The sequence below is a fragment of the Mycobacterium paraffinicum genome (assembly GCF_001907675.1).
GTDB classification, from domain to species: Bacteria; Actinomycetota; Actinomycetes; order Mycobacteriales; family Mycobacteriaceae; genus Mycobacterium; species Mycobacterium paraffinicum_A.
Map to the genome: position 1 here is coordinate 44,713 of NZ_MPNT01000015.1, position 25,005 is coordinate 69,717.

At 65.6% G+C, this 25,005-nt stretch carries 19 protein-coding genes and 1 pseudogene; 15 read left to right on the top strand and 5 right to left on the bottom strand.

Translation table 11 applies throughout. The features are described from left to right. Nucleotides 1-206: 206 nt before the first annotated feature. The gene (locus BRW65_RS17290) at nucleotides 207-1,412 is read right to left on the bottom strand and encodes a CaiB/BaiF CoA transferase family protein (protein ID WP_073876651.1); all 1,206 of its coding nucleotides are present in this window, start codon (nucleotides 1,410-1,412) and stop codon (nucleotides 207-209) included. Then, a pseudogene (locus BRW65_RS17295) lies at nucleotides 1,409-1,621 on the bottom strand (aldehyde dehydrogenase family protein); the annotation flags it as partial. The pseudogene BRW65_RS17295 and the gene BRW65_RS17290, both read right to left, overlap by 4 nt. 383 nt (nucleotides 1,622-2,004) lie before the next feature. On the opposite strand from BRW65_RS17295, the gene BRW65_RS17300 reads away from it, so the two are divergent. The 6 genes from BRW65_RS17300 to BRW65_RS17325 all read left to right on the top strand — a co-directional run bounded on the left by BRW65_RS17300 (nucleotide 2,005) and on the right by BRW65_RS17325 (nucleotide 6,402). Next, entirely contained in the window at nucleotides 2,005-2,706 is a 702-nt protein-coding gene (locus BRW65_RS17300; protein ID WP_073876652.1) for an SDR family NAD(P)-dependent oxidoreductase, read from the top strand. A 50-nt stretch (nucleotides 2,707-2,756) separates the two neighbouring features. Further along, the gene (locus BRW65_RS17305) at nucleotides 2,757-2,951 is read left to right on the top strand and encodes a ferredoxin (protein ID WP_067273711.1); all 195 of its coding nucleotides are present in this window, start codon (nucleotides 2,757-2,759) and stop codon (nucleotides 2,949-2,951) included. Nucleotides 2,952-2,972: 21 nt separating this feature from the next. Then, complete coding sequence (locus BRW65_RS17310; protein ID WP_073876654.1) at nucleotides 2,973-4,337, top strand: cytochrome P450; 1,365 nt, start codon at nucleotides 2,973-2,975, stop codon at nucleotides 4,335-4,337. A 120-nt stretch (nucleotides 4,338-4,457) separates the two neighbouring features. Then, complete coding sequence (locus tag BRW65_RS17315) at nucleotides 4,458-4,904, top strand: hypothetical protein (protein ID WP_073876656.1); 447 nt, start codon at nucleotides 4,458-4,460, stop codon at nucleotides 4,902-4,904. Nucleotides 4,905-4,960: 56 nt separating this feature from the next. Further along, nucleotides 4,961-5,833, top strand: a complete 873-nt coding sequence (locus BRW65_RS17320; protein WP_073876658.1) for a hypothetical protein — start codon at nucleotides 4,961-4,963, stop codon at nucleotides 5,831-5,833. Continuing rightward, nucleotides 5,830-6,402: a hypothetical protein gene (locus BRW65_RS17325; RefSeq protein ID WP_073876660.1), complete on the top strand. Its 573-nt coding sequence runs from the start codon at nucleotides 5,830-5,832 to the stop codon at nucleotides 6,400-6,402. Before BRW65_RS17320 ends, BRW65_RS17325 begins: the two co-directional genes overlap by 4 nt. 56 nt (nucleotides 6,403-6,458) lie before the next feature. Here the strand turns inward: BRW65_RS17325 and BRW65_RS17330 are convergent, their stop codons facing one another. Both BRW65_RS17330 and BRW65_RS17335 read right to left on the bottom strand, forming a co-directional pair. Further along, a complete protein-coding gene (locus tag BRW65_RS17330) occupies nucleotides 6,459-7,634 on the bottom strand; it encodes an acyl-CoA dehydrogenase family protein (protein WP_073876662.1) in 1,176 nt (391 codons plus the stop codon). Then, nucleotides 7,618-8,616 (bottom strand): acyl-CoA dehydrogenase family protein, encoded by a 999-nt coding sequence (locus BRW65_RS17335; RefSeq protein WP_073876664.1) that lies wholly within the window; start codon nucleotides 8,614-8,616, stop codon nucleotides 7,618-7,620. The genes BRW65_RS17330 and BRW65_RS17335 overlap by 17 nt, the downstream gene beginning before the upstream one ends. Before the next feature lie 328 nt (nucleotides 8,617-8,944). On the opposite strand from BRW65_RS17335, the gene BRW65_RS17340 reads away from it, so the two are divergent. The 5 genes from BRW65_RS17340 to BRW65_RS17360 all read left to right on the top strand — a co-directional run bounded on the left by BRW65_RS17340 (nucleotide 8,945) and on the right by BRW65_RS17360 (nucleotide 13,142). Next, entirely contained in the window at nucleotides 8,945-9,325 is a 381-nt protein-coding gene (locus tag BRW65_RS17340; RefSeq protein ID WP_073876666.1) for a carboxymuconolactone decarboxylase family protein, read from the top strand. Nucleotides 9,326-9,593: 268 nt separating this feature from the next. Further along, nucleotides 9,594-10,685: an amidohydrolase family protein gene (locus tag BRW65_RS17345; protein WP_073876667.1), complete on the top strand. Its 1,092-nt coding sequence runs from the start codon at nucleotides 9,594-9,596 to the stop codon at nucleotides 10,683-10,685. Between the two features lie 29 nt (nucleotides 10,686-10,714). Continuing rightward, the gene (locus BRW65_RS17350) at nucleotides 10,715-11,860 is read left to right on the top strand and encodes an amidohydrolase family protein (RefSeq protein WP_073876669.1); all 1,146 of its coding nucleotides are present in this window, start codon (nucleotides 10,715-10,717) and stop codon (nucleotides 11,858-11,860) included. 1 nt (nucleotide 11,861) lies between these two features. Further along, the gene (locus BRW65_RS17355) at nucleotides 11,862-12,260 is read left to right on the top strand and encodes a Rieske (2Fe-2S) protein (RefSeq protein ID WP_073876671.1); all 399 of its coding nucleotides are present in this window, start codon (nucleotides 11,862-11,864) and stop codon (nucleotides 12,258-12,260) included. A 15-nt stretch (nucleotides 12,261-12,275) separates the two neighbouring features. Next, nucleotides 12,276-13,142, top strand: a complete 867-nt coding sequence (locus tag BRW65_RS17360; RefSeq protein WP_073876673.1) for an alpha/beta fold hydrolase — start codon at nucleotides 12,276-12,278, stop codon at nucleotides 13,140-13,142. A gap of 5 nt (nucleotides 13,143-13,147) precedes the next feature. On the opposite strand, the gene BRW65_RS17365 is transcribed toward BRW65_RS17360, so the two are convergent. After that, on the bottom strand, nucleotides 13,148-13,621 hold the full coding sequence (locus BRW65_RS17365; RefSeq protein ID WP_073876675.1) for a hypothetical protein: 474 nt from the start codon (nucleotides 13,619-13,621) through the stop codon (nucleotides 13,148-13,150). A gap of 36 nt (nucleotides 13,622-13,657) precedes the next feature. On the opposite strand from BRW65_RS17365, the gene BRW65_RS17370 reads away from it, so the two are divergent. The 4 genes from BRW65_RS17370 (at nucleotide 13,658) to BRW65_RS17385 (ending at nucleotide 24,929) form a co-directional block, all read left to right on the top strand. Then, nucleotides 13,658-14,962 (top strand): NADH-ubiquinone oxidoreductase-F iron-sulfur binding region domain-containing protein, encoded by a 1,305-nt coding sequence (locus BRW65_RS17370; RefSeq protein ID WP_073876677.1) that lies wholly within the window; start codon nucleotides 13,658-13,660, stop codon nucleotides 14,960-14,962. Further along, entirely contained in the window at nucleotides 14,959-15,255 is a 297-nt protein-coding gene (locus tag BRW65_RS17375) for a ferredoxin (RefSeq protein WP_073876679.1), read from the top strand. Before BRW65_RS17370 ends, BRW65_RS17375 begins: the two co-directional genes overlap by 4 nt. A gap of 96 nt (nucleotides 15,256-15,351) precedes the next feature. Further along, entirely contained in the window at nucleotides 15,352-15,675 is a 324-nt protein-coding gene (locus tag BRW65_RS17380) for a hypothetical protein (protein ID WP_073876681.1), read from the top strand. Nucleotides 15,676-15,797: 122 nt separating this feature from the next. Then, nucleotides 15,798-24,929 (top strand): BTAD domain-containing putative transcriptional regulator, encoded by a 9,132-nt coding sequence (locus BRW65_RS17385; protein ID WP_073876683.1) that lies wholly within the window; start codon nucleotides 15,798-15,800, stop codon nucleotides 24,927-24,929. Nucleotides 24,930-25,005 lie beyond the last annotated feature (76 nt).

The window sequence follows — 25,005 nt, forward strand, 5'->3', positions numbered from 1 at the left end:
GTTCAGTCGCGTGAGTTGACGCCGCAAGACAAAGTGCTCCGCGCCTTGAAGCGTTCGGCGATTATGACTCATGCCGAGTCCAGGTGGAGCAAAAAACGCTTAACCGTTATGCAACAACCCGTAACCGCAAGCTCAGGGCGCCGTGAGCGGGTCCCGGCAACAACGACAGCGGGCCGTAATACCAACATAGACAAGAAACTCCAGTCTTAAGTGACGGCGCCGGCCGTCTTGAGGTCGATGATGCGATCCCAATCGAGGCCGAGCTCCAGCAGTACTTCGTCGGTCTGCTCGGCGAAGCCGGGCGCCGGACCGGTCTTCGGCGCCGCGACATCGAATTGGACCGGATTGGCCACCAGTTCCAGCTCGCCCGCGCGGACCAGGTATTCGTTGGCCCGGATTTGCGCGTCCTCGGCCGCCTGCAGCGTGTCCTGCACCGGCGCCCACGGTCCCGCCAGGGTGGCGAACCGCTCGCTCCACTCGGCCAGCGTGCGGGTCGCGATGGCTTTGGTCAAGAGCTCAACAGCATCCGCGGTGTTGGCGGCGATCTCCTCGACGGTCGCGAAGCGTGGGTCGTCGGCCAGCTCCGGCAGATCGACGTGTCGACACACGTCCGCCCAGAACTTGGTCGGCTGCATCATCACGAAAGAGATGTACCGGCCATCCGAGGTCGTGTACAGCCCCACCAATGGATTGTTCGGTGCGCCGTGCACGCCCGGCGGCAGGGCCTCGAGTCGCTGCCCCAGATGGTTCGTCAGCGCGACCGTGTGCCCCATCGACCACAGACCGCTGCCGAGCAGTGACACGTCGACAACGGACGGTTCGCCGGTGCGTTCCCGCTTGAGCAACGCCGCCGCGATGCCCCCGGCGAGGTTGGTGCCGGAGATGGTGTCGCCGTAGGCGGGTCCGGGCGGCCCGATCATCCCCGGCGTCCCCGCCGGGGTGATGGTCGCGGCGGTTCCGGCCCGGCACCAGAAGGCGGTCATGTCGTAGCCGCCTTTGGTGGCTTCCTCGCCGCGCGGGCCGAGCGCACTTCCGCGCGCGTAGACGATCTTCGGGTTCACCGCCCGGATGTCGTCGACGTCGATCCCGAACTTCTGGCGGGCACCGGGCAGGAAACTGGTCAGGAACACGTCCGAGCGCCGGACCAGCTCGTAGAGCACTTCCTTGCCCTCGGGCACCGACATGTCCAGTCCGATGCTGCGCTTGCCGCGGTTCGCGTGTTCGATGTTGGGGTTGGGATCCCCCTCGACGCGCAACATTCCGGTCTGCCGCAGGCCGCGTTGCGGGTCACCGGTCACCGCGTGCTCGACCTTGACGACGTCGGCGCCCCATTCGGCGAGCACGGCGCCCGCCGACGGGACGAACCCGTACATGGCGACCTCCAGGACGCGGATGCCCTCGAGCGGCCTCACGCCGGGGCCCCCAACGACGGCACCGCGTACGTCTTGCGCTCCAAGAATTCCTCGAGGCCGGGCACCCCCATCCCGCGACCGACCCCCGACTGCTTGAAGCCCCCGAACGGGCTGTCCGCGCCGAAGTAGTTGCCGCCGTTGATCGAGAAAGAGCCGGTGCGGATCCGGCGCGCCACCGCCAGCGCCCGGCCCTGGTCGCGGCTGAAGACGTCCGCAGGCCAGCTGGCGATCAGGAGTCGACGGTCGACGCGTGACGCAGGCGCGGCATCCGCGATAGTCGCGGTGGGTTCTGCCGTGTCCTGGGCAGGCATTCCGACCCCCTCATGTGGTGACGGTCACGATAATTTCATTCTCTTCCCCGGCGAATCTTACATTCGTGTCTCGATAATTCAAGAAACTCTCAGGAATGCGGCCGGGCGGCTGACCAGCGACGTAAGCGCCCGTGGGCCGCCAGGACCCGCAGTTTGACGCAGGCCAAACAGGGTTTCCAGAGTGTGTTGCGACGCGCTCTTGCGTGAGAGTAAGGTTCTCATAATTGTAAGCGACATTCTTTATGGCTGAGACGGTCACCTATCGAATTAGAGGCCTCAACGTGAAGACTGCGGTGGTCACCGGCGGTGGATCCGGCATCGGGCTTGCCGTCGCGCAACGCCTGCGCGCCGACGGTCTGGACGTCGCCAGCATCGATCTCAGACCGTCCGACGACGACCACTCGTTCACCGCCGACGTCACCGACCGAGCTCAGGTGGACGCGGCCTTCGCGGCGATTCGCGCCAGGCTCGGGCCGGTCACCGTTCTGGTCAACGCCGCCGGCCTGGACGGATTCAAGCGCTTCAACAACATCACGTTCGAAGACTGGCAGCGCGTGATCGATGTCAACCTCAACGGCGTCTTCCACACCATCCAGGCGGTGTTGCCCGACATGATCGAGGCGAACTGGGGACGCATCGTCAACATCTCGTCCTCGAGCACCCACTCCGGCGCGCCGTACATGAGCCATTACGTGGCGGCCAAGTCCGCGGTCAACGGGCTCACCAAATCCCTGGCGCTCGAGTATGGACCCAGCGGCATCACGGTCAACGCCGTGCCGCCGGGCTTCATCGACACCCCGATGCTGCGCGCCGCCGAGAAGAACGGATATTTGGGCAACATCGACGAGACCATCGCCCGGACGCCGGTGCGCCGCATGGGTAAGCCGGAAGACATCGCCGCGGCCTGCGCCTTCCTGGTGTCCGAGGAAGCCGGCTACATCACCGGCCAGATCCTGGGCGTCAACGGCGGTCGCAACACCTGAGCCGTCGCGCCCCTCGAGGATTGTCGGCAATCAATTCGCAAGGAGACACCGTGAAGGTCTGGGTCGATCCGGAACGCTGCCAGGGTCACACTCTGTGCTCGATGATCGCGCCGGATTCGTTCGAGCTCAGCGACATCGACGGCAGTTCGTCAGCCATCGACGAAGTGGTCCCGGCTGATCGGGAGGACCAGGTTCGCGAAGCGGCGCAATCGTGCCCGGAGCAAGCCATCATCATCACCGAATGACGCGCAAAGGGAGACAGAGCGTTGAGTGTCGACGACGCGGTCAGCGATAGCGACCGCAAGAAGAAGCGGTATCACTTCGAGCGGCATTCCGCGGAATACCGGTCGAACTTCAAGGCCATCACCGAAGAGATGCACGCGAAGTGCCCGATGGCCTGGAGCGACACCTACGGCGGCCACTGGGTGGCGGCCGGCAGCCACGAGGTGTTCGAACTCGCTCGCTGCCCCGCGGTGTCCAACGATCACGATGTCAACAACCAACGGCGCGGCTACAAAGGCATCTCCATTCCGACGGCCAGCCGGATCAACGGGGTGCGCGGCGGCATCCTGGAGATGGACGACCCCGAGCACCGCATCTACCGCAACGTGCTCAACCCCTATCTGTCACCGGCAGCCGTCAAGCGTTGGAAGCCTTTCATCGACGACGTGACTCGTGCCTGCCTCGACGAGAAGATCGAGGGCGGCGAGATCGACTTCGTCGACGATCTGGCCAACGTCGTGCCGGCGGTGCTGACCCTGGCCATGCTCGGCATCCCCCTGAAGAACTGGCAGATGTACAGCGAGCCGACCCATGCGGCCGTGTACACGCCCGAGCATTCCCCGGACATCCAGCGGGTGACGGAGATGCACCGGCAGATGGGGCTCGACCTGGTCAACAACATGATCGAGATTCGCGAGAATCCGCGGCCCGGCATCGTCAATGCTCTGCTCGAGATGCGCATCGACGGTGAGCCCGCCCCGGATCTCGAGATCCTCGGCAACCTCGGGCTGGTGATCGGCGGCGGCTTCGACACCACGACGGCGCTGACCGCCCACTCGCTGGAATGGCTTTCGGAGCACCCCGACCAACGCGAGCTGCTCAGCCAGCAACGCGACGCCCTGCTCGACTCCGCGACCGAGGAATTCCTGCGGTACTTCACGCCGGCGCCCGGCGACGGCCGAACCTTCTCCGACGACCTCGAGCTCGACGGCACTCAGTTCAAAGAGGGTGAGCGGTTGTGGATCTCGTGGGCCATGGCCAACCGCGACCCAGCGGTGTTCACGGACCCCGACGAGATCATCCTGGACCGGAAAGGCAACCGCCACTTCAGTTTCGGTCTCGGCGTCCACCGATGCATCGGATCCAACGTCGCGCGCACGGTGTTCAAATCGATGCTGACGGCGGTCCTCGATCGAATGCCCGACTACCGGTGTGACCCCGACGGCACCATCCACTACGAGACCATCGGCGTCATCCAGGGCATGCGCAAACTGCCGGCCACCTTCACCCCCGGCCAAAGAGTGGGGGCCGGCCTGGACGAGACGGTGGAGAAGCTGCAGTGCATCTGCGACGAGCAAGAACTCGCCCGACCGATCACCGAACGCAAGGAAGCCGCGGTAATCGATTGAGCCAGCCCCGGCGGCCCGGGCGAGTGAGCCGGCCGATGCGGGCCGTTGACCGCCCCAATTTTTACGAGTAGGCCTGTTCAACGTGGCCGCGCCTTATATTTGCAGCAACCGCGCGCACAGATGGGAGACGCATCGGTGAAGACCCTCGCGCTGAGCCTTGCGCTCGCCATCGCCGCGTTGACCCTCGAGCCGACCGCCCACGCGGACATGCAGGTTGGCAATTACCGGCTGGACACGCCACGCGACCCCGGCCACAGCTGGATCTGGGCGATTCGACCGTGCCGATATAACCAAGGACCGGAATGCCTGACTATCCAGACGATTGCGCAACCCAACGGGCAGGCGGCGTTCTGGAACGCGAACGCCCACCTGGTCAACGGCCGCTACACCATGGCCGTCGACGTGCCCGACGGTGTGCGCTGCGTCGTCCAGTTCTTTCCCTCGCACGACGTGTACTCGTGGGACCCGGTGACGCTGGCCGGTCAGGTCGACTCGACGTTCGACACCGGCTGCGGGGGCGGACCGGGGGGCACCGACAGTTGGCCGTTCTCGCTCGTGCGATGGTAGCCGCGTGAGGCACACAGCGAGTCAGTCGATCATGCGGGCGGCGGGCAGCGAGCGGGATGGCTGAGGCGAAGGAACCGCAAGATTCGGCCACGCCGAAAGCCGACATGCAGGCGTTGCTCGAGGAGGCCGAGGCCGAAGCGGCCGAGGCCGAGGCGCTGGCCGCCGCGGCCCGCGCCCGCGCCCGTGCCGCCCGGCTACGGCGTGAGGCGCAGGCCCAGGCGGCCGCCGCGGCCGAGGAGGCCGAGGCGGAGGCGGAGACTGCGAAAGAGGCGGCGGACGCCGACGAGGACACGACCGACGCCGACGAGCCGGAGACCAAGGACGACGTCTCCGACACCGTCGAAGCCGCCGACGAGGCGGAGACCCCGGAAGAAGGCGCCGACGAGGATCGGGAAGACGCGGCGTCGGATTCCCAGTCGGCCCGCTCACGGCGGCGCGTCCGGTTGCCGTCGTGGTCGGTGGCATGGAAAGCCGCCGTCATCGTGCTCATCTGCGCCTTCGTCGCGGCCAGCGGATACATGATGTGGGAACGCCACGAAACCTCCGAGCGCAACCAGCGCACCGCCAGCTTCATCGCCGGGGCCCGACAGGGTGTCGTCAACATGTTCTCGATGGACTTCAACCGGGCCAAGGAGGACGTCCAGCGGGTGATCGACAGCTCGACCGGCCAGTTCAGGGACGACTTCCAGCAGCGCGCAAAGGATTTCACCACCGTCGTCGAGCAGTCCAAGGTGGTCACTCAGGGCACCGTGAACGCGGCGGCCGTCCAATCCATGGATGGCAATTCCGCGCTGGTGCTCGTGGCGGCGTCGTCGCGGATCAGCAATGCCGCGGGCGCCAAAGATGAACCACGCAATTGGCGGCTCAAGGTGACCGTCACCGACGACGGCGGGCAATACAAGATGTCCAAACTGGAGTTCGTTCCATGAGCGAGGACGACCGCGACAGCGACGCCGCGAACGAATCTTCCGAGCGCGCCGAAGACGGCGCGCGCAGCGAACCTCCCGCGCGGCGGAGAGTGAAAGCCGTTCCCGTCCTACTGATTTCGCTGCTGCTGATCTCCGGTGGCGTGGCGACCTGGCTGTACTTCAAGCAGTACCGGCCCGACAAACAAACCGATCCCGGCGTCGCGAGCGCAGTCGTCAGCGCGGCGTCCGATGGAACGGTCGCCTTGCTGTCCTACTCGCCCGACACTCTCGACAAAGACTTCGCCGCTGCGAAATCGCACCTGTCCGGGGATTTCCTGTCGTATTACAACCAGTTCACCGACCAGATCGTCGCTCCGGCGGCCAAACAGAAGGCGTTGAAGACCAGCGCCCGGGTGATCGGGGCCGCGGTCTCGGAGCTACATCCGGGCTCGGCGGTCGTGCTGGTGTTGGTCGATCAGAGCACCACCAGCAAGGACAACCCGGACCCCGCGATGGCGTCCAGCAGTGTGCTGGTGAGCTTGACCAGAGTCAACGGCCAGTGGCTGATCACCAAATTCGACCCGGTCTAAGACACCGAGTGCCGCTGCGATAGAACGCAACTCGCCGGTCGTCGTCGAGCCCCGGGCTAGCCGCGCGGCAGGCCGAGCATCCGCTGGGCGATGATGTTGCGCTGGATTTCCGACGTGCCCCCGGCGATCGTCCCGGAGAAACTGCGGGCGTAACGCTCGAACCAGCTGGCGAAATAGTGGTCCAGGTTCATGTGCGCGTACGGCCCGGTCAGCCCGGGGTGGACGAGCCCGTCGGAGCCCGCCGATGTCAGCGCCAGCTCCATGCCGCGCAGTTCGGCCTCGGACCCGAGCAGCTTCAGCACGGAGATCGCGGCCACGTCGTCTTCGCCGCGCGCCGCACGGGCCAGCGCCACCGAACCCAGCAGGCGCAGGGCCTGCCTGTCCATGATCGTGCTGGCGTACTGGTCGCGCTCGACGTCGGTGCTGGGATGAAAGTCGTCGATCATGTTCTCGAGTCGATCGGCGAATCCCAGCCACATCATGGTCCGCTCGTGCCCCAGCGACCCGTTGGCCACCCGCCAGCCCTGGTCGATCTCACCGACCAGGTTCTCCGCCGGCACCCGCACGTCGGTGAAGAACACCTCGTTGAAGTCCAGATCATCGGCGCCACAGATCGACGGGAACGGCCGGCGCACCAGTCCGGGGGTGTCGGTGGGGATGATCAGCGCGCTGATTCCCTTGTGCTTCGGCGCATCCGGGTTGGTGCGCACGAAGGTCAGCAGGACGTCGGCGTCGTGGGCGCCCGAGGTCCACACCTTTTGCCCGTCGACCACGAAGTGATCCCCATCGAGCACCGCGCGGGTGCGCAACGACGCCAGGTCGGAGCCCGCGCTGGGTTCGCTCATCCCCAGCGATGCGGTGATTTCGGCCCGCAGGATCGGCACCGCCCAGCGCCGCTTCTGCTCGTCGCTGCCGAACGACAACAGCGACGCCGCAACGATATTCACGCCCTGCGGGTTGAAACTGTGGTAGATCCGGCGGCGGCTGAGTTCCTCGAGGTAGGCGAACTGCTGGATGACGGTCGCGTTGCGCCCACCGAATTCCGGCGGCTGACTGGGTAACAGCCACCCGTTGTCGAACAGCAGCCGCTGCCACCGGCGCGCCCACTGCGGCATGTGCGAGACCGACCGGGGCCGCTCGAGCGTTTCGCTTGCGGGAGGCAGGTTTTCGTCGAGAAAGGCGGAGAACTCGGCGCGGAACTCCTCGACGTCGGAATCAAAAGTCAGCTGCACGGTATTCCTCCGCGATCCGGGCCCGGTGCTCGGCGGCGCCGCCCAGCATCAGCTCGCCCGCCTTGGCCCGTTTCAGCGCGAACTGCAGATCGTTCTCCCACGTGAATCCCATTGCGCCATGGAGCTGCAGGCCGTGCCGGAACACCAGCGACTGGCACTCCCCCGCCGACGCCTTGGCCATCGCCGCCGCCAGCCGTCGGCGGGGATCGTCGGCAGCGATCGTCAGCGCCGCGAAGTAGGCCAGCGCCCGTGCGCGTTCCACCGCGACGTGCATGTCGGCGGCCTTGTGCTGAACGGCCTGAAACGAGCCGATCGGCACCCCGAATTGCTGACGGCTGCCGACATGTTCGAGCACCAGGTCGAGGATGCGCTGGCAGGCACCGACCATGGTGAGAGCCATGCCCGTCAGGGCGATGTGGTGCGCACGCTCGGAGTCGACGGTGAGCCGGACGGTGTCGGGAACGCGGACTTCGTTGAACGACAAGTCGGCGACGTGCAGGACGGGGTCGAAGACCGCGGCGCGCCGCGCCGACACCTGGTTCGCCCAGATAATGAACACCCCGGCGTCGGTGACCACCGCCAGGCGGTCGACACGGTCGCCGTCGAGGACATGCCGGGCCGTGCCGTCCAACACCCAGCCCTCGGCGTCGCGGTGCGCGGCCACCCCGGTGTGGACGGCGGTGCCCGACTCGTGGGGGTCGAACTGTTCGGCCGCCAGCGGCGCGTACTGGCTCATCGTCGCCAGGAATGGGGTGGGGTCGGTCGCACGGCCAAGTTCTTCGAGCACGATAGCCAGCTCGACGGCGCTTTCCGGATCGCTCAACTCGGTCCAGCCCTGGTCCACATACGACTTCCACAGGGGGGTGGGGTCGACGCCATCCTCGGCCACGCTGCGCACCAGCGACGGCGGGCATTGCTTGGCGACGGCGTCGCGAACGGTCTTCTGCCACAGCCGCTGATCGGCATCGAACTCCAACAGCATGAAGGCCGCCTCCTGTCACCACCGTCGCGTGCGAGAATATCATTCTCGCACGCGGAAGTAGTAATCTCAGAAACGGGTTATGGGTTGACCGCCCGCTCGAGCGGGTTCGCAGGCCTACCCCTGGGGCAGCGGCGGGCCGATGCCAGCGGTCGAGGATTGATTGCCATGCGGGACAGCCCGTTCCGGCGACGACGCAGCCCCGACGGTTCGCGGCGTGGGCCCGCGAAAGCCCGGCGGGACGCATTGATCGCCGCCTGTAGACCCGTGCCAACGGGCGGCGATGCGAGACTGCGCTCAGGCGATGCTCCCACGACGAAGGAGAAGACCAGTGGATCGCGAAACCTACCAGCGCGGGCTGCAGGTCCGCTCCGAGGTGCTCGGCGAGGAGTACGTCAACCGCGCCCTGGCCGACGCGGACGACTTCACCAAGCCCCTGCAGGATCTCGTCACCGAATACTGCTGGGGCGCGGTGTGGGGCCGCGACGAGCTGACCCGCAAGACGCGCAGCATGCTCAACCTGGCGATGATCGCGGTGCTGAATCGGCCGAACGAACTGCGCACGCACGTCAAGGCGGCGCTGACCAACGGCGTCAGCCGCGACGAGATTCGCGAGATCTTCCTGCAGGTTGCCATCTACGGGGGCGTGCCGGCCGCGGTGGACAGCTTCCGCATCGCGCGCGAGGCATTCGGCGACCTTGAGCGGGACTAGGAGGTCGGATTCATCGGGCTGCCTAACCCGTAGATCCTGCCGGCGGCAAGGGGACGGATGGCACTCACCCACCGGCCGGAGAATGGTATTATCCAGATTTAAGAACCCTACTTGCACGAAGCTCCCGAAACTGCCCGTTACCAGCGACGATGATTAAACGAAACGCTTACCGGAAACCCATTGATCGGCCACCGAGAAGAATGTTAGGTTATCTATCATATGACCCGACCGGGCTCACTTTGGCCGCCCGAGCCGAAGGACGGCTTTCGTGATCGAACACGCTGACGGAACCCGCACGCCGCTGATCGACGCGAGCGTGCACATCTTCTTCCCGTCCAACAAAGCGCTGCGGAGCGTGCTGCGCGAGCCGTTCAAGAGCCGCGGCTTCCCCGACTACGAGATGGACTGGTACGGCGCCCCGGGCGGCGAGTACGCGCCCAACACCGAGGGACCGGACCGGCGGTACCCCGGCTCAGACCCGGCATTCGTTGCCCAGCAACTCTTTTCGAAGCACGGGGTCGACGTAGCGGTCCTGCATCCGATGGGGCGCGGCATCATGCCCGACCGGCACCTGGGCAGCGCGCTGCATGCTGCGCACAACGAGATGATGGTGTCGGACTGGTTGGAGTCAAGCGAGTTCGGCGAGCGATTCCGCGGCACCATCCGGGTAAATCCCGACGACATCCCAGGCGCCTTGCGAGAGATCGAGAAGTGGCGTGCGCATCCTCGAGTCGTCCAGATCGGTGTGCCGCTGCAATCCCGCGAGCTCTACGGCAAGCCGCAGTTCTGGCCGCTGTGGGAGGCCGCGGTCGACGCGGGCCTTCCGGTGGCCGCGCACATCGAAGTGGGCAACGGCATCATGTTCCCGCCCACGCCGTCCGGCAACACCCGCACGTACGAGCAATACGTCAGCTTCATGGCGCTGAATTACATCTATCACCAGATGAACATGATCGCCGAGGGCGTGTTCGAGCGCTTCGACGGCCTCAAGTTCGTCTGGGCCGACGGTGCCGCCGACTTCGTGACACCGTTCATCTGGCGGATGGACACGTTCGGCCGGCCACACCTGGAGCAGACGCCGTGGGCGCCGCGCATTCCCAGCGACTACCTCCCGGGGCACGTCTACTTCGTCCAAGGCAGCCTCGATGGTCCCGGTGACGTCGATTTCGCGGGCGAATGGTTCGGCTTCACCGGCAAGGACGACATGGTGATGTTCGGCTCCAGTTACCCGCATTGGCAGTTCGGCGACGCCACGAAGTTGCCCAGGGCGCTCTCCGCCGAGCAGCGCGAAAAGGTTTGCTGGCGCAACGCCGCGCGGCTCTACGGCATAGACATCCCCGCCGAAGTGGGCGCACAGTAGAGGCAGGACGTGAGACCGAGGAGTTCCACATGACGTTGACCAGTTCGCAGGAGCGGGTTCCCGCTGCCGAGCGCATAGCCGTCCGCTGCGTCGACTCGGATGTCCACCCCGCACCCAAACGGGGCGAGCTGCTCCCGTACATCCCCGAGCCGTGGCGCAGCAAGTACTTCCTGAACCGCCACGTCGGCGAGCTGATCTTCTACGACGCCCCCGACTACGCGCACAGCTACGCGATGCGCGTGGACTCGTTCCCGCCCAATGGCGAATTCCCCTGCAGCGACCCGGATATGGCGTTCCGGCAGCTCATCATGGAGGCGGGTTCCGACATCGCGATCCTGGAACCCGGCGCCTACCCGGCCCGCCTCCCCGAGGCGCAGCACGCGATGTCGTACGCGCTGAACGACTGGCAGGCCAATCACTGGTTGGACAGCCACAACAACTGGCACGAGCGGTGGCGCGGTTCTATCTGCCTCGCCATCGAGGAGCCGGAAGAATCCGTGCGCGAGATCGAGCGCTGGGCGGGGCACCCGTTCATGGCGCAAATACTCATCAAGGCAGAACCCCGGCCGTCCTGGGGCCATCCCAAATACGACCCGATCTGGGCCGCGGCGACCAAACACGACATCACCGTGAGTTGCCACCTGTCGCGCAGCCAGTACGACGAGCTACCGATCCCGCCGGTGGGCTTCCCCAGCTACAACCACGACTTCATGGTGACTTACTCGCTGCTGGCCGCCAATCAGGTGATGAGCCTGATCTTCGACGGCGTCTTCGACCGCTTCCCGACGCTGCGGATCGTCTTCGTCGAGCACGCGTTCAGCTGGATCCTGCCGCTGATGTGGCGCATGGATGCGATTTACGAAGCACGCAAGTCGTGGGTGGACATCAAGCGTAAGCCGTCCGACTACGTCAAGGACCACATCAAGTTCACCACCCAGCCGCTGGACTACCCCGAAGACAAGACGGAGCTGACCCGCGCGCTGGAATGGATGGAGTGCGAGAAGATCTTGCTCTTCTCCTCGGACTACCCGCACTGGACGTTCGACGACCCCCGCTGGTTGGTCAAGCACCTGCCCAAGCACGCGCGGGATGCGGTGATGTACAAGAACGGCATCGCGACCTACCACCTGCCGGAGACCGTCCCGGTCCTCGAGGGCCAAGTCCGGGTGCTCTGAATTGAGTTCGGAAGAAAAACGGCCCGAGCCCCGACTCGCCCAGGGCCGCGAACATGTCGTAGCAACCGTCGACGAGATCCCCCCCGGCAAGCACAAGCTGGTCCCCATCGGGCGGCACGGCGTCGGGGTCTACAACGTCAACGGCAGCTTCTACGCGATCGCGAATTACTGTCCGCACCAAGGCGGTCCGTTGTGCTCGGGCCGCCCCAGGGGGCGCACGATCGTCGACGAAACCGCTCCGGGCGACTCGGTGATGGTGCGCGACCTGGAGTACATCTACTGCCCGTGGCACCAATGGGGTTTCGAGCTCGCCACCGGTACGACGGCGGTCAAACCGGAGTGGAGTATCCGCACCTATCCGGTGCGCGTCGTCGGCAACGACGTTCTGGTGCAGGCCTAACCACAGGAGAATCGCGTGCCTTCTATCGAGATCAACGGGGGAAACGTCGTCTACGAAATCCTCGGCGACTCAGGTGATCTCATTGCCCTGACGCCGGGCGGCCGGTTCAGCAAGGAGATCGAGGGCTTGCGGCCGCTCGCGGACGCGCTGGCCGCCGGCGGCTACCGCGTGTTGCTGTGGGACCGGCCCAACTGCGGCGCTTCCGACGTGCAGTTCTACGGGCAGAGCGAATCACACATGCGTGCCGAGACCCTGCACAAGCTGGTGACGGGGCTGGGCTTCGAGCGCTGCATCCTCGCCGGCGGATCCGGCGGCGCGCGGGATTCCATGCTGACCACGATGCTCTACCCCGAAATGGTCACCAAGCTGGTGGTGTGGAACATCGTCGGCGGCATCTACGGCACCTTCGTGCTCGGCTCCTTCTACATCATCCCGAGCATCCTCGCGGTGCGCGGCACCGGGATGGACGGCGTGGTGAAGGTGGCGGAATGGCGCGACCGCATCGAGGAGAACCCCAACAACAAGCAGCGGTTCCTCGACTTCGATTCCGGCGAGTTCCTCAAGGTGATGCTGCGCTGGCTCAACGCGTTCGTCTCCAAGCCGGGACAGACGATCCCGGGCGTCGAAGATGAGATGTTCGACCGAATCAAGGTCCCCACGTTGATCATTCGCGGCGGTGAGAACGACATGGATCACCCGAAGCGGACGTCACTCGAGGTCAGTTGCCTGATCAAGGGATCGAAGCTGATCGATCCGCCGTGGCCGGAGGACGCGTGGGAACGCGCCTCCGAAGACCGCGCGGCGGGCCGGGTGCAACACTTCAACATGTTCGACACGTGGGTGCAGGCGGCCCCCGCGATCCTCGAGTTTTTGGGCTCGTGATGGCGCTAGACGGTGCGAATGTGGACCTCGCAGTTGAGCGAGGCCTCCAGGGCCGTGTGAACCCGGCTTTCCGGGATGCGTTCGAGGTCCTTCTCCCGCAGCGTCACGTACACGATGTCGAATCCGTCGTCGCCCGGCGACCGTTCGATGTCGCCGGCGAGCCCGAATCCGGCCAGCACGCCGTGGGCGTCGTCGTCGGTTCCCCGGCTGATGAAGGTGACCACCCCCGGTACCGGAGTGCCGCCGAACACCTTGGCGCACAAGCTGATTGCCACGCGCTTCGCCGTATCGCCGTCTTCGGCGGCGATCAGCAATTCGACTTCACGGCGCCCGGCAGGCATGGCTGCGAGGTCGTTCTCGACCACGCCGGCGCCCGCGTGCGCCGCGAGTTCAAGGAGCGCTGCCATGCCGTCTCGTAGTTGCGCCGCCGTGGACACGCTTTCCGGGTCGACGTTGACGCGCACCACCGCAGTTCGCATGGGCGCAAGCGTAGCTAAGACGATGGCGGGCCGGCCGTGAGCACCGCGCAATCCACGACCATCACCACCGCCACCCACCCCGGCTGCGAGTCCCGGCTGCTATTCGAACAAACCGGCCGGCCGCGCGAGGATTTCGCGGCGTATCGAAAGCGCGGCGGATACCGGCCGCTCGCCGACGCCGGTGGATTGCTAAGTGAGGTGCAAGCCAGCGGGCTGGTCGGTCGGGGCGGTGCGGCCTTCCCGCTCGCGGTCAAGTTGCGTACCGTGCGCGACAACGGGCACATCGCCGGCCGCGCCGTGGTAGTCGCGAATGGCGAAGAGGGAGAACCGGCTTCGGTCAAGGATCGATGGCTGCTGCGCAACCGCCCGCATCTGGTGCTGGACGGCCTTCGGCTGGCGGCGGCGATCGTGGGTGCCGACCGCGCCTATGTCTATGTGTCCGACCCGGAATCGGCCCACAGCGTCGAGACCGCGCTCGGCGAGCTCGATTCAGGCGCCGTCGGTGTCGCGGTCGGCCTGTCGGCCGTGCAGCCCGGGTATGTGGCGGGCGAGGAGACCGCCGCCGTGCGCGCGCTCAACGGAGGTCCGGCCAAGCCGACGGACAAGCCACCACGCCCGTTCGAATCCGGCGTCGACGACCAGCCCACGTTGGTGAGCAACGTCGAGACGCTGGCCAACCTGCCCTTCCTGCAGCGTCACGGCTCGGCCGCGTTCCGCGCGCAGGGCACATCGCTTTCCCCGGGGACCTTCCTGGCCACCGTCACCGGAGCCGGCCGGCCGCCAATTCTCTACGAGCTTCCGCTCGGCTTGCCATTCAGCGAACTCCTTGCGCTGCACGGCGTTTCGACCGACCACGTGCGCGGCGCCCTGATGGGCGGCTATTTCGCCGGCCTGCTCAACCGCGCGGTGCTCGAAACAACCCTGGATCATGAGACGATGCGGCGCCTGGGCAGCGGCCTGGGCTGCGGTGCGGTCTCGGTGATCACCGACGACTGCCCTGTCGCGGTCGCGGCGTCGGTGCTGGCCTACTTCGACCGCGAAAACGCCGGTCAATGCGGGTCATGTTTCAACGGAACGGCGGCGATGGCCGCCGTCGCCGGTGCGTTACGCGACGGCGCCGCGACGGCAGAAGACCTCCAACGGTTGCGCCGCTGGTCGGTGCTGCTGCGTGGGCGGGGCGCCTGCGGGACGCTTGATGCCGCCACGAATATGGCCGCCAGCCTGCTGGCGCAGTTCCCGGACGAAGTGTCCGCGCATCTCGACGGCGCATGCGCGGACTGCTCCCGCGGCGTGTTCCGCGCCGACCGTCCCTACGAGGCGGAGGCTATGAGGCAAGCATGAAAATCCGCCTGGATCGCACCGTCTGCGATGGTTTCGGCATCTGCGCCAAGTACGCGCCCGGGTACTTCTCGCTGGACGATTGGGGTTACGCCTCCCTCATCGGCGATGGCACGGTGGCGGAGCCGGATCGCGACGCGGTGATGCGTGCGCTGATGGACTGCCCGGTACACGCCATCGCGGAGATCGGGGAACGCACCTCCCCCGCCCCGCGCCCGCCGCTCACCGACACGGAAGATCCGGCCGAGCACCTCAAGACCGAAGAGAACGAAGCGGAGTGGGGATTCACCCGCTGAACGGGGTGTCGCGAAGCTTCTTGACCATGGTCGTGGCGGTTACAACGGAATAAGCTGAACCCACCAGGGTCGCGAGGCCCCATTGGGAGGCGCACCATGAGGTGGTTTATTCATCGCCTGATCGCCGTCATAGCGGTCGCGTTCGTAGCGACGGCGGTCGCGGTGATCGCGACGCCGGGAATCAGTTCGGCGGACTGCGATCGCAACATGTCGTTCAATCCGGCGACACTCGAGTGCAAATCGCCACCGCCGCCACCACCGCCCTGGTACACACCTCCGCCGCCATACGCGCCGTCATTTGCCGGGCAAAATGTGCCGCCGCCTCCGCCCCAGCCGTGGTGGACGTCCGAGCCCCCGATGTGGAGTGTCGGTTTTCACCAGTGGGGCATTTACCTGAACGGCGTGTGGGTGCCCCTCTGAACGGTGGCACCTCGCTGCCGACGCTGAAGTTAGCTAGGTAGCCGGGCGGGTGGCTTTACCCGATCTTGACCAAGTATTGAATCACCTCGCCGACGATGGACCACGTGAGTACGCTTCCATCTGTGGAACTGGGGGTTTTAGGACCTCTGCAGGTCCGGCAAGGCGGAGCGCCCGTCGCGATTCCGGGCGCAAAGCCACGTGCCATTCTCACGCTGCTGGGTTTGCACAGCGGTTCCGTTGTACCGGCCGACACGCTCGTCGAGCTGCTCTGGGGCGACGATCCGCCGCGCACCGCCGCGAAGGCCGTGCAGACCCACATCTCCTCGCTTCGCCGGGTGCTGGGCGAGGGCTTCGTTTTGACCCAAGGAGCGGGTTGGTCCCTCGCCGACAGTGAGGTTGATGCCTCGCGCTACAAATCGGCCGCCCGCCTGGCACGCGACGCCGCCGCCGCCGGCGACACCAGCCAAGCCGTCGTCCGGTTCCAGGAGGCGCTTGCACTCTGGCGCGGAATTCCCGAACTGCCCGATAGCCGGCGGGGAACATCCGAGAAAACGCGCTGGATCGAAGCGCATGCGGCGCTAGTGGAGGATCGGGCCGACGCGTTGCTGGCGACGGGGCGCGCCGCGGAGATCATCGGCGAGCTGGAGGCGGCGGTGGACGACGCGCCGCTGCGTGAGCGGCGTTGGGGCCAATTGATGCTCGCCCTCTACCGCGCCGGCAGGCAGGGTGAAGCCCTTGGCGCTTATCAGCGGGCCCGGGCGCTGCTCGCCGACGAACTCGGAGTCGACCCGGGACCGGAGCTTCGCCGGCTCGAGGCCGCGATCGTCGCCCAGGATGCTGCGCTGGAAATACTTGCCGCGCAAGATCTTCCGACGGTAACTCGCACCGTCACGTTCCTGCTGACCGACATCGAAGGATCGACTGCCGCCTGGGAGGCCGACGCCGACGCCATGGCGGTGGCGCTCGCGCGTCACGATGAGCTTGTCGAACAGGTTGTCACGTCCCGCGGCGGACGGCTGATCAAGACACGCGGCGAGGGCGACGCCACGTTCTCGGTTTTCGAGCGGGCCTCGGCGGCAGCCTCCGCGGCAATCGAGTTGCAAGAGGCAATTTTCCACGAACCCTGGCGCCTCCACGCCCCGATGCGTATCCGCGTTGCACTGCACACCGGCGAGGTCGAGCTGCGCGACGGCGACTACTTCGGTCGGGCGGTCAACCGCGCTGCACGCCTGCGGTCGCTGGCAACAGGCGGCCAGATCCTGTGTTCTGGTGCGATCGCCGAACTCGTCATCGACTCATTGCCCGACGACGTTGTGCTCGCCGATTTGGGGACGCGTCAACTCAAGAACCTCGCGCGCCCGGAGCATGTTTTCGAGCTGCGGCTGGAAACGGTCGCACCGGCGCAAAAGGCAAACGACGCACCGATCGAGCGCCCGGCCCTCCCAGCGGTGCTGACAGGCCCGGGACCGTTCGTCGGGCGCGGCCCCGAGCTCGCAGGGCTGGTGTCCGCCTGGCAAACCGCGGTGGCGGGCGGCACGCATGCGGTGCTCATTGCCGGTGAACCGGGAGTGGGCAAGACACGGTTGGCCGGCGAGTGGTCGCAGCAGGCCTACCAGTTAGAAGCGATCGTGCTCTACGGCCGCTGCGATGAAGATCTCGGCGCGCCCTACCAGCCTTTCGCGGAGGCTCTGCGTTCGCTCATGCCATGCCTCGGCACCACCCGGCTCCGCGCAATGCGCGGCGTTGAAGCATTGCTTCCTCTGGTTCCCGGGCTGACCGACGTCCTTCCCGATCTCGCCGCGCCAACCCGCGCCGACCCGGAAACCGAACGCTACGCACTGTTCGACGCCGTGGTCGCACTTTTAGAAGTCGCATCCGCCGGCGCGCCCGTCGTGCTGATCCTCGACGACCTGCACTGGGCCGCCAAGCCCACGCTGCTGTTGTTGCGGCATCTGCTGCGCTTCGGGGATCGCGCGCGCGTGCAGATCGTCGGCACATATCGCAGCACCGACCTCGACCGTTCGCATCCCCTGGCGGCGATGCTCGCAGACCTGCACCGCGGCGCCGGTTCTGGCACTTTCAACCGCCTTACGCTCAGCGGCCTCGACGAAGCCGACGTGACCGCGTATGTCACCGAGGCCGGTTACGACGACGAAGAACTGGCCCGGGCGTTGGCGTCCGTCACCGGCGGCAACCCGTTCTTCCTCATCGAAGCGCTCCGCCATGTGGACGAAACCGGCGGCGTGTGGGATCCGACTACCCTGCCGCAAGGTGTCCGGGAAACCGTGAGCCGCCGCCTTTCTCGGCTTCCGGCGGTGACGAACGATGCCCTTGCCGCGGCTGCGGTTGTCGGTAGCCGGTTCTCGGTAGAACTGGTTGAGCGCGTGGTTGAGGATGATCTCGTCAACGCGTTCGACGAAGCCTGCAAGGCCGGCATCGTCATTGAAGAGCCAGGCGGCTGTTACCGGTTCAACCACGCCCTCGTCCGACAGTCGGTGCTCGCCGAGCTGCCGTCGGTGCGGCGGATGCGGCTGCACCAGCGCATCGCCGCAACGCTGGAGACCCAGCCCGGCGCCAACGATGAGCTGCTGGCCGAACTGGCCCACCATTACTTCGAATGTGCTTGGGCGGGGAACGCAGCCAAGGCCGTCGAATACTGCCGGCGTGCCGCGGACCAGGCGGTGGCGCGCCTCGGCTACGAAGGCGCCGCCGACCTCTACGGCCAAGCCTTACACGCGCTGGACGAGATCGACGACGAGTTGCCCGATCGCGACGACCAGGCGGCCGAACTGCTGGTCGCGCGTTGCGAGGCTCTGCTGGCGGCCGGTGACGTGGCCTCGGCGACGGGTGCGGTCGCCAAATTGCAAGAGGCGACAGCCAATTCGGCGCGGTTGGCGGCGTGGGCGACGTGTTTCGACGGCCAGCTATCGATGCTCATCCATCCCGAGCGACTCGACGAAGTCGAAACCGCTTTGGCCCTGGCCGCGCAGAAACTGGCCGAATTGGATGATGCCGCAGGCGAAGCCAACGCTCATACCGTTCGGGCCGCGTGCCTGGCCCGGCTCGGCAGAATCGGCGACGGCGAAATCGCGCTGGATGACGCCCTCACGGCGGCGCGGCGTGCGCGTGATCACCGAAGGGTCAACGCGGTGCTGGCGGGCGCACCACTTGCCGCGCTGTGGGGCCCCAATCCGGTTCCGCGCGCGGGCGGGCGGTGTCTCGACGTGGTGCGGCTCTTGCGAATCACGACGGAGTCGCCCGCAGTCGAGGCGACGTCGACGCGGTGCCAGGCAGTGTTGGAGGCCTTCCGCGGACGCACCGAGGCGGCGCGGCGGATGATCGACTCGGCGCGGCGTACAGTCACCGAGCTTGGCCTGCGCCACGCATTGCTCGAGGTCGAGCAGTTCGCCGGCATCGTCGAGCTGATCGCCGACGATCCGGCCGCGGCCGAACCACATTTTCGCCAGGCCTACGCCGGCTTTCGTCGCATGGGCCTCGACGCAGACACCGCGGAGACTGCTGCGCTGCTGGGCCGCACATATCTCGCACTCGACCGGCAAGCCGAGGCCGACGAATTGTGTTTGGAGAGTGAGCGACTAGCCGGCCACGCTTTGAAGGCGTCGATCTACTGGCGGACTCTTCGCGCGCTGCTGCTTTCGCGCGGCGGTGAACACGGCGAGGCACGACGGATCGCCGAGGCCGCCGTCGCCCTGGCGGAGCGCACGGACGCATTGGTTGATCATGGCGACGCATGTGCCTCACTTGCAACGGTTTTGGACGCTGGAGGTGATGCTGCGGGTGCGCGCACCGCGGGCGAGCGGGCCGTTGATCTGTATGAGCGGAAAGGCGCTGCTGCACTTGCGGAGATAGCGCGGCGTGTAGTCGGTCAGCGTGACGTCCCTACTGTCCCTGCGCCACCACCCGAACCACCGCCGGCTGTTGAACTCGACAATCCGTGCATTCGGGCGGGCAAACGTGTGGCGGACGCTGTCAATCGCCGGGCTTTCGACGAGTTCGAGCAGCTACACGCGCCCAACGTCTTCACAGAGAGTCGCCGGAAAGACATTGGCTTTACGCATGCTGCCGGTGCGATACTCCCGCCGGAAAATTGGGCACATGAGGTTAGGCGCGTTCTAGGGACGACCGACTTGCGCATCAGCGGGCACGCTTTCGCCGTGCGGGGCGAGCGCCTTGCTCTCGCTCGAGTGACGGTAGGCACTGCGGATGCGAGCCCCGGCGCGCCACAGGATGAATTCCTCCAGGTATACGGCATCGACGAAGCGGGGCGAATCTCCCTGCAGATCTTTTTCGACCTCGAAGACATGGGTGCCGCGATCGCCGAACTCGACGCGGCGCATGCACGATTCGAGCAAGAGGCAAAGCATCAGGCACAGCGGCTGGAAAACGCGGCAAGCCGATCAGATCAATATTTTGCAGCGTCATTCGCAGGGCGCCGCTGGGATGAGTTGGCCGCGATCCTAGCCGATAATATTCACGTCGACGACCGCCGCCGAGGATTCCGCCGAACGAGCACTGACCGCCCGGCAGAGGTCGACAGTGTCCGCGCGATCGCCGCCCTCGGCGCAACAAGCATTATTGCAACGCCGCTCGCTGTTCGAGGTGATCGCCTGTGCCTAAGCCACTTACGTTTCGAAGGGCGTGACGCTCGGGCAGAAGCAACCGGTGCCGATGTGCTGATAGTTGAGGCATTGTCGATCACCGAAGTTGACGACGGCGGACTCGTACTCGCCAGGACGCATTTCGACCCCGACGACTTCGAATCCGCCATCGCCGAGCTCGATACGCGCTACCTCGTCGGCGAAGCGGCGGCGTACCCGAATGCGTGGTTGCTCGTTGGTCAGTGCTTCGCGGCGATCAACAGACACGAACTACCCGCGCTGGCGCCCGACTCTGCCAACATCGACCACCGGCGCGGAGCAGCGTTCGCGCCCGGCGATATGACCGTATTCCTCCACGACACATTTGAATACGCGCCCGACCTCAATGGCTACATCGAGGCTGTGCATCGGGTGAGCGATTTTGGCGTGGTTGTCACCTTTAGAGCGCAGGGCACCTCGCAAGAGGGATTCGAGGCCGAGTGGCGGGACATCGCGATTTTCATGTTCAACGGCGATCTGCTCAGCCGTTGCGAGCTATTCGACGTCGCGGACATTGACGCCGCGCTCGCGCGGTTCGATCAGCTCAGCCGGTCGGCGCCGCGCGTGGAAAATGCGGCGAGTCGAGCCGCTGAACGCGCCATGAGCCGCTTTGCGACCCGCGACTGGGAGGCGATTGGCCAGGTATTCGCCGACGACCTTGTCACCGACGACCGCCGTCACGCCGCAAACGCCGGGCACCGACAAGGAAGAGATGCCGAGATCGAAAACTGGCGGGCGGCCGCTGATGTCGGCTTCACGAAGTTCACGCCGACCGTCGTTGCGACTCGGGGCGGGCGCCTCGCCCTGGCACGATTTGAAGCCTCTGGCCGCGACCGCGATGCGATTCGACTTGAATTCCTGATCCTCATCGCGATCGACGCCGACGAACGGATCGTGGCATTGGTGGCATTTGGGCTTGACGACTTCCGCGCCGCCGTCGCCGAGCTCGACGCGCGGTACGTCGCCGGCGAAGCAGCCCCCTACGCGCAGACATGGTCGCTGACGACGGCTAGCTACGCCGCGCTTGGCCGGCACGAACTCCCGCCGATAACGCCGGACTGGGTCAATCTCGATCATCGACCGGTCGTGGCGATTGAGCCTGGTGACCTCGGCATATCCCTTCGAGCCGTGTGGAAGCTCGCGCCACAAGCAACCATTTACCTCGAGGCTATTCATCGGCTGAGCAAGCTGGGAGCCGTCGTCACACATGCAACGCACGGGACCACGCAAGAGGGCTTCAAGGCCGAGTGGCGAGACGTCGTTCTTCTCACGTTCGAGCGGGACAGGATCAACCGCTGCGAGGTATTCGACGAGACAGACCTCGACGCCGCGATCGCAAGGTTCGACGAACTCAGCCGGCCGGCACCGCGGCTCGAAAACGCGGCGAGCCGAGTCAACGAACGCGCGTTGGGCCACTTCGTGACCCGCGACTGGGAGGCGATTGGTCAGATGCTGGCCGACGAGTTCGTCACCGACGACCGCCGTCGGACCGTCAACGCAGGGATCCGACACGGAAGAGATGCCGAGATCGAAAACTGGCGGGCGGCGGCCGATGTCGGCTTTACGAGCTTGACGCCGACTGTCGTTGCGACCCGTGGCGGGCGCCTCGTCCTTGCGCACCTTGAAGCCTCGGGTCCCGACCCCGAGGCGATTCGAGGCGAATTTCTCGTCGTCACCGAGATCGACACTGAGGAACGCATTGTGGCATTCGTTGTGTTCGAGTTCGACGACTCGGAAGCCGCCCGCGCCGAGCTCGACGCGAGGTACGTTGCCGGCGAAGCAGCAGCCCACGCACACACGTGGTCGGTCATCACCGGATCGTACGTGGCGCTCAACCGACACGAATTCTTCGCGACTACGCCGGACTGGATCAACGTCGACCACCGGCGTGGGGTGTCCTTTGGGCCCGGCCAACTCCCCGCGCTCGTTGCCTCGTCGGACGTCAGACATTCGATCGAGAGTGTGCATCGGCTAAGCGATCTCGGAGCGGTCGTCACCAACACGTCGCATGAGACCTCGCAGGAAGGCTTCGACGCCGAGTGGCGGGTGATCAGCGTTGGGACAGTGGAAGGCGACTTGATCAACCGGTGCGAGGTCTTCGACGAGGCGGACCTCGACGCCGCGCTCGCCAGGTTCGACGAACTCAGCCGACCGGCGCCGCGGCTGGAGAACACCGCAGTGCATGTGCAGGACCGCGTCTTTTCGTACATTGCGGCCGGCGATTGGGCCGCCGTGACTCAAATAACGGCCGAGAATGTTTCCGTTGATGATCGTCGGCGAGTGGTTAACGCTGGGGTCTTACGCGGTCGGAATGTCAATATCGAAAGCACACGGGCGACAGTCGATGTCGGCTTCACGATGGCGATGGTCGGCGCCTTGGCAACCCGCGGCGAGCGCCTCGCCCTCTTGCGAGTTCGCGTGTCGGGCCGTGACACCGAGACTGTCCAGAGCGACGCCCTCAACGTCGTCGAGATCGACGCCGACGAGCGAATCGCGGGGAATGTCGTGTTCGACCTCGAAGACCTCGATGCCGCCTTCGCAGAGCTCGATGCTCGTTACGTTGCCGGGGAGGGCGCGGCACATGCGCGCACTTGGTCAGTAATTGCGGGTTTTCACCGTGCGCACAACAGGCGCGAACTCGCAGCGACCACACCCGACGCGGTAAGTCTCGACCACCGCCGCGGGGCGGCGTTTGCGCCGGGTGAAGGTTTCGAATACATCCGTGTCGGGTGGGACCTCGGCCAAAACCTCAACATCTATGCCGAGGCAGCGCATCGGGTGAACGACCTCGGGGCGGTTTTCACCTTTGCGGGATATGGGACGTCGAGTGAGGGCTTCGAGGCCGAGTGGCGGGGCGTCACCCTGGTGACCGTCGACGGCGAAACGGTTTCCCGCATGGAGATATTCGACGAGGAAGACCTCGACGCCGCGCTAGCGAAATTGGATCAGCTCGGTCAGGCGGCAACGCAACTGGAAAACACCGCAAGCCGAGTGGATAAGCGCTTTCAGGCGTGTTTCGCCGCCCGCGACTGGGACGCAATGGCCAAGATGCTGTCCGAGGGCTTTTCCGTTGACGATCGGCGTCGAGTCGTAAATGCGGGCAGCCTGCGGGGTCAAGATGCCGAACGCATCGTGCATGCATACGCCGCTCTCGGATCCCAGAATGTGACGTCGACGGTCGTGGCGACGCGCGCACAGCACATCGTTTTAAGTCGCTACCGATTTTCGGACGACGAACTGCAGCCCGACGCGTTCCGCATCGAGATGCTTGTGGTCGTGGAGATCGACGCCGACGAACGGATGGCCGCGGCCGTCGTGTTCGACGCCGACGACCTCGAGGCCGCTTTCGCCGAACTCGACGCCCGGTACCTCGCCGGAGAAGCCGCCGCCCACGCGGAGACGTGGTCGGTCATCGCGCAGACATACGCCGCGCTCAACCGTCACGAATTCCCCTTGACGACACCCGATTCGATTTACATCGATCATCGCCCACTCGTAAACGTCGAGGCGAGTGATCTGTCCGCGAACATTCGTGCCATGTGGGATCTAATGCCTGATTCGTGCACCTTCATCGCCGAGACTGTGCATCGGCTGAGTGAACTCGGCGCCATCGTCACCCAAACCCTGAAGGGGACCTCGAAAGAGGGCCTTGGTGTCGAGCGGCGGCTGATCCAGATCGTGATGATCGAAGGCGACAAAATCAGCCGCTGCGAAATGTTCGACGAGGCCGACCTCGACGCCGCGCTGGCTCGCTTCGAGGAGCTGCAGCCGCAGGCGCCGCGTTTAGAAAACGCGGCAAGCCAAGTGGAGCGACGCTTCGTGGCCTCGTTCGCTGCCCGCGACTGGGATGATATTGCGGAATTGATCGCCAACGACATCTGCGTAGATGATCGTCGCCGCACCGTGAACGCCGGCACCCGGCACGGTCGAGATGCGGAGATCGCAAGCCAGAGGGCAATCGCCGCAGTCGGCGTCGTCAACGCAACGTTAACCGTGATCGCGGTGCGTGGGCAGCGCTTGTTCCTCGGTTGTCACAGCGTCTGGGGCCAGTGGTCCGAGTCAACGGCGTCTGAGACACTATGTGTCCTCGGAATCAATGCCGAAAACCAGATCCTGGCACGCATTCTGTTCGACACCAATGACCTCGACGCCGCACTGGCGGAACTCGATGCCCGATATCTCGCCGGCGAAGCGGCGCCCCACGCGCACACGTGGTCGGCCATCCTCGGTGGCTATATCGCGACAAACCGGCGCGAACTACCCCGGACAACCCAAGAATGGGTGAGTATCGACCATCGGCGCGCGATCGCCTTCGCGCCCGGCGAGCTGATCCCCTACATACAGGCCACGTGGGAAATGGCCCCGGACATCTACAGCTACGTCGAGGCTGTGCATCGACTGAGCAATGTCGGAGCGGTCGTCACACAGGCAGTGCGTGGGACCTCGCGACAGGGCTTCGACGGAGAGTGGCGAGAGATCATCGTTGTCACGGTCGAAGGCGACCTGATCAACCGCATCGAAATATTCGACGCGACGGACCTCGACACCGCGCTCGCACGATTCGACGAGCTCGAAAGGCTGGCGCCCACGGTCTAGATCGTGCCCGATGGCAGTGATAACGTGATTCTCCGATTCGTATAACGGCCCTACCGGATTGGCCGTGCGACGCACC

What these genes read in the sequence shown, in the direction of transcription:
- BRW65_RS17350 (WP_073876669.1), top strand. Translation starts at nt 10,715, where the DNA reads ATGACGTTGACCAGTTCGCAGGAGCGGGTTCCCGCTGCCGAGCGCATA.
- BRW65_RS17320 (WP_073876658.1), top strand. Translation starts at nt 4,961, where the DNA reads ATGGCTGAGGCGAAGGAACCGCAAGATTCGGCCACGCCGAAAGCCGAC.
- BRW65_RS17375 (WP_073876679.1), top strand. Translation starts at nt 14,959, where the DNA reads ATGAAAATCCGCCTGGATCGCACCGTCTGCGATGGTTTCGGCATCTGC.
- BRW65_RS17365 (WP_073876675.1), bottom strand. Translation starts at nt 13,621, where the DNA reads ATGCGAACTGCGGTGGTGCGCGTCAACGTCGACCCGGAAAGCGTGTCC.
- BRW65_RS17325 (WP_073876660.1), top strand. Translation starts at nt 5,830, where the DNA reads ATGAGCGAGGACGACCGCGACAGCGACGCCGCGAACGAATCTTCCGAG.
- BRW65_RS17335 (WP_073876664.1), bottom strand. Translation starts at nt 8,616, where the DNA reads ATGCTGTTGGAGTTCGATGCCGATCAGCGGCTGTGGCAGAAGACCGTT.
- BRW65_RS17380 (WP_073876681.1), top strand. Translation starts at nt 15,352, where the DNA reads ATGAGGTGGTTTATTCATCGCCTGATCGCCGTCATAGCGGTCGCGTTC.
- BRW65_RS17315 (WP_073876656.1), top strand. Translation starts at nt 4,458, where the DNA reads ATGGGAGACGCATCGGTGAAGACCCTCGCGCTGAGCCTTGCGCTCGCC.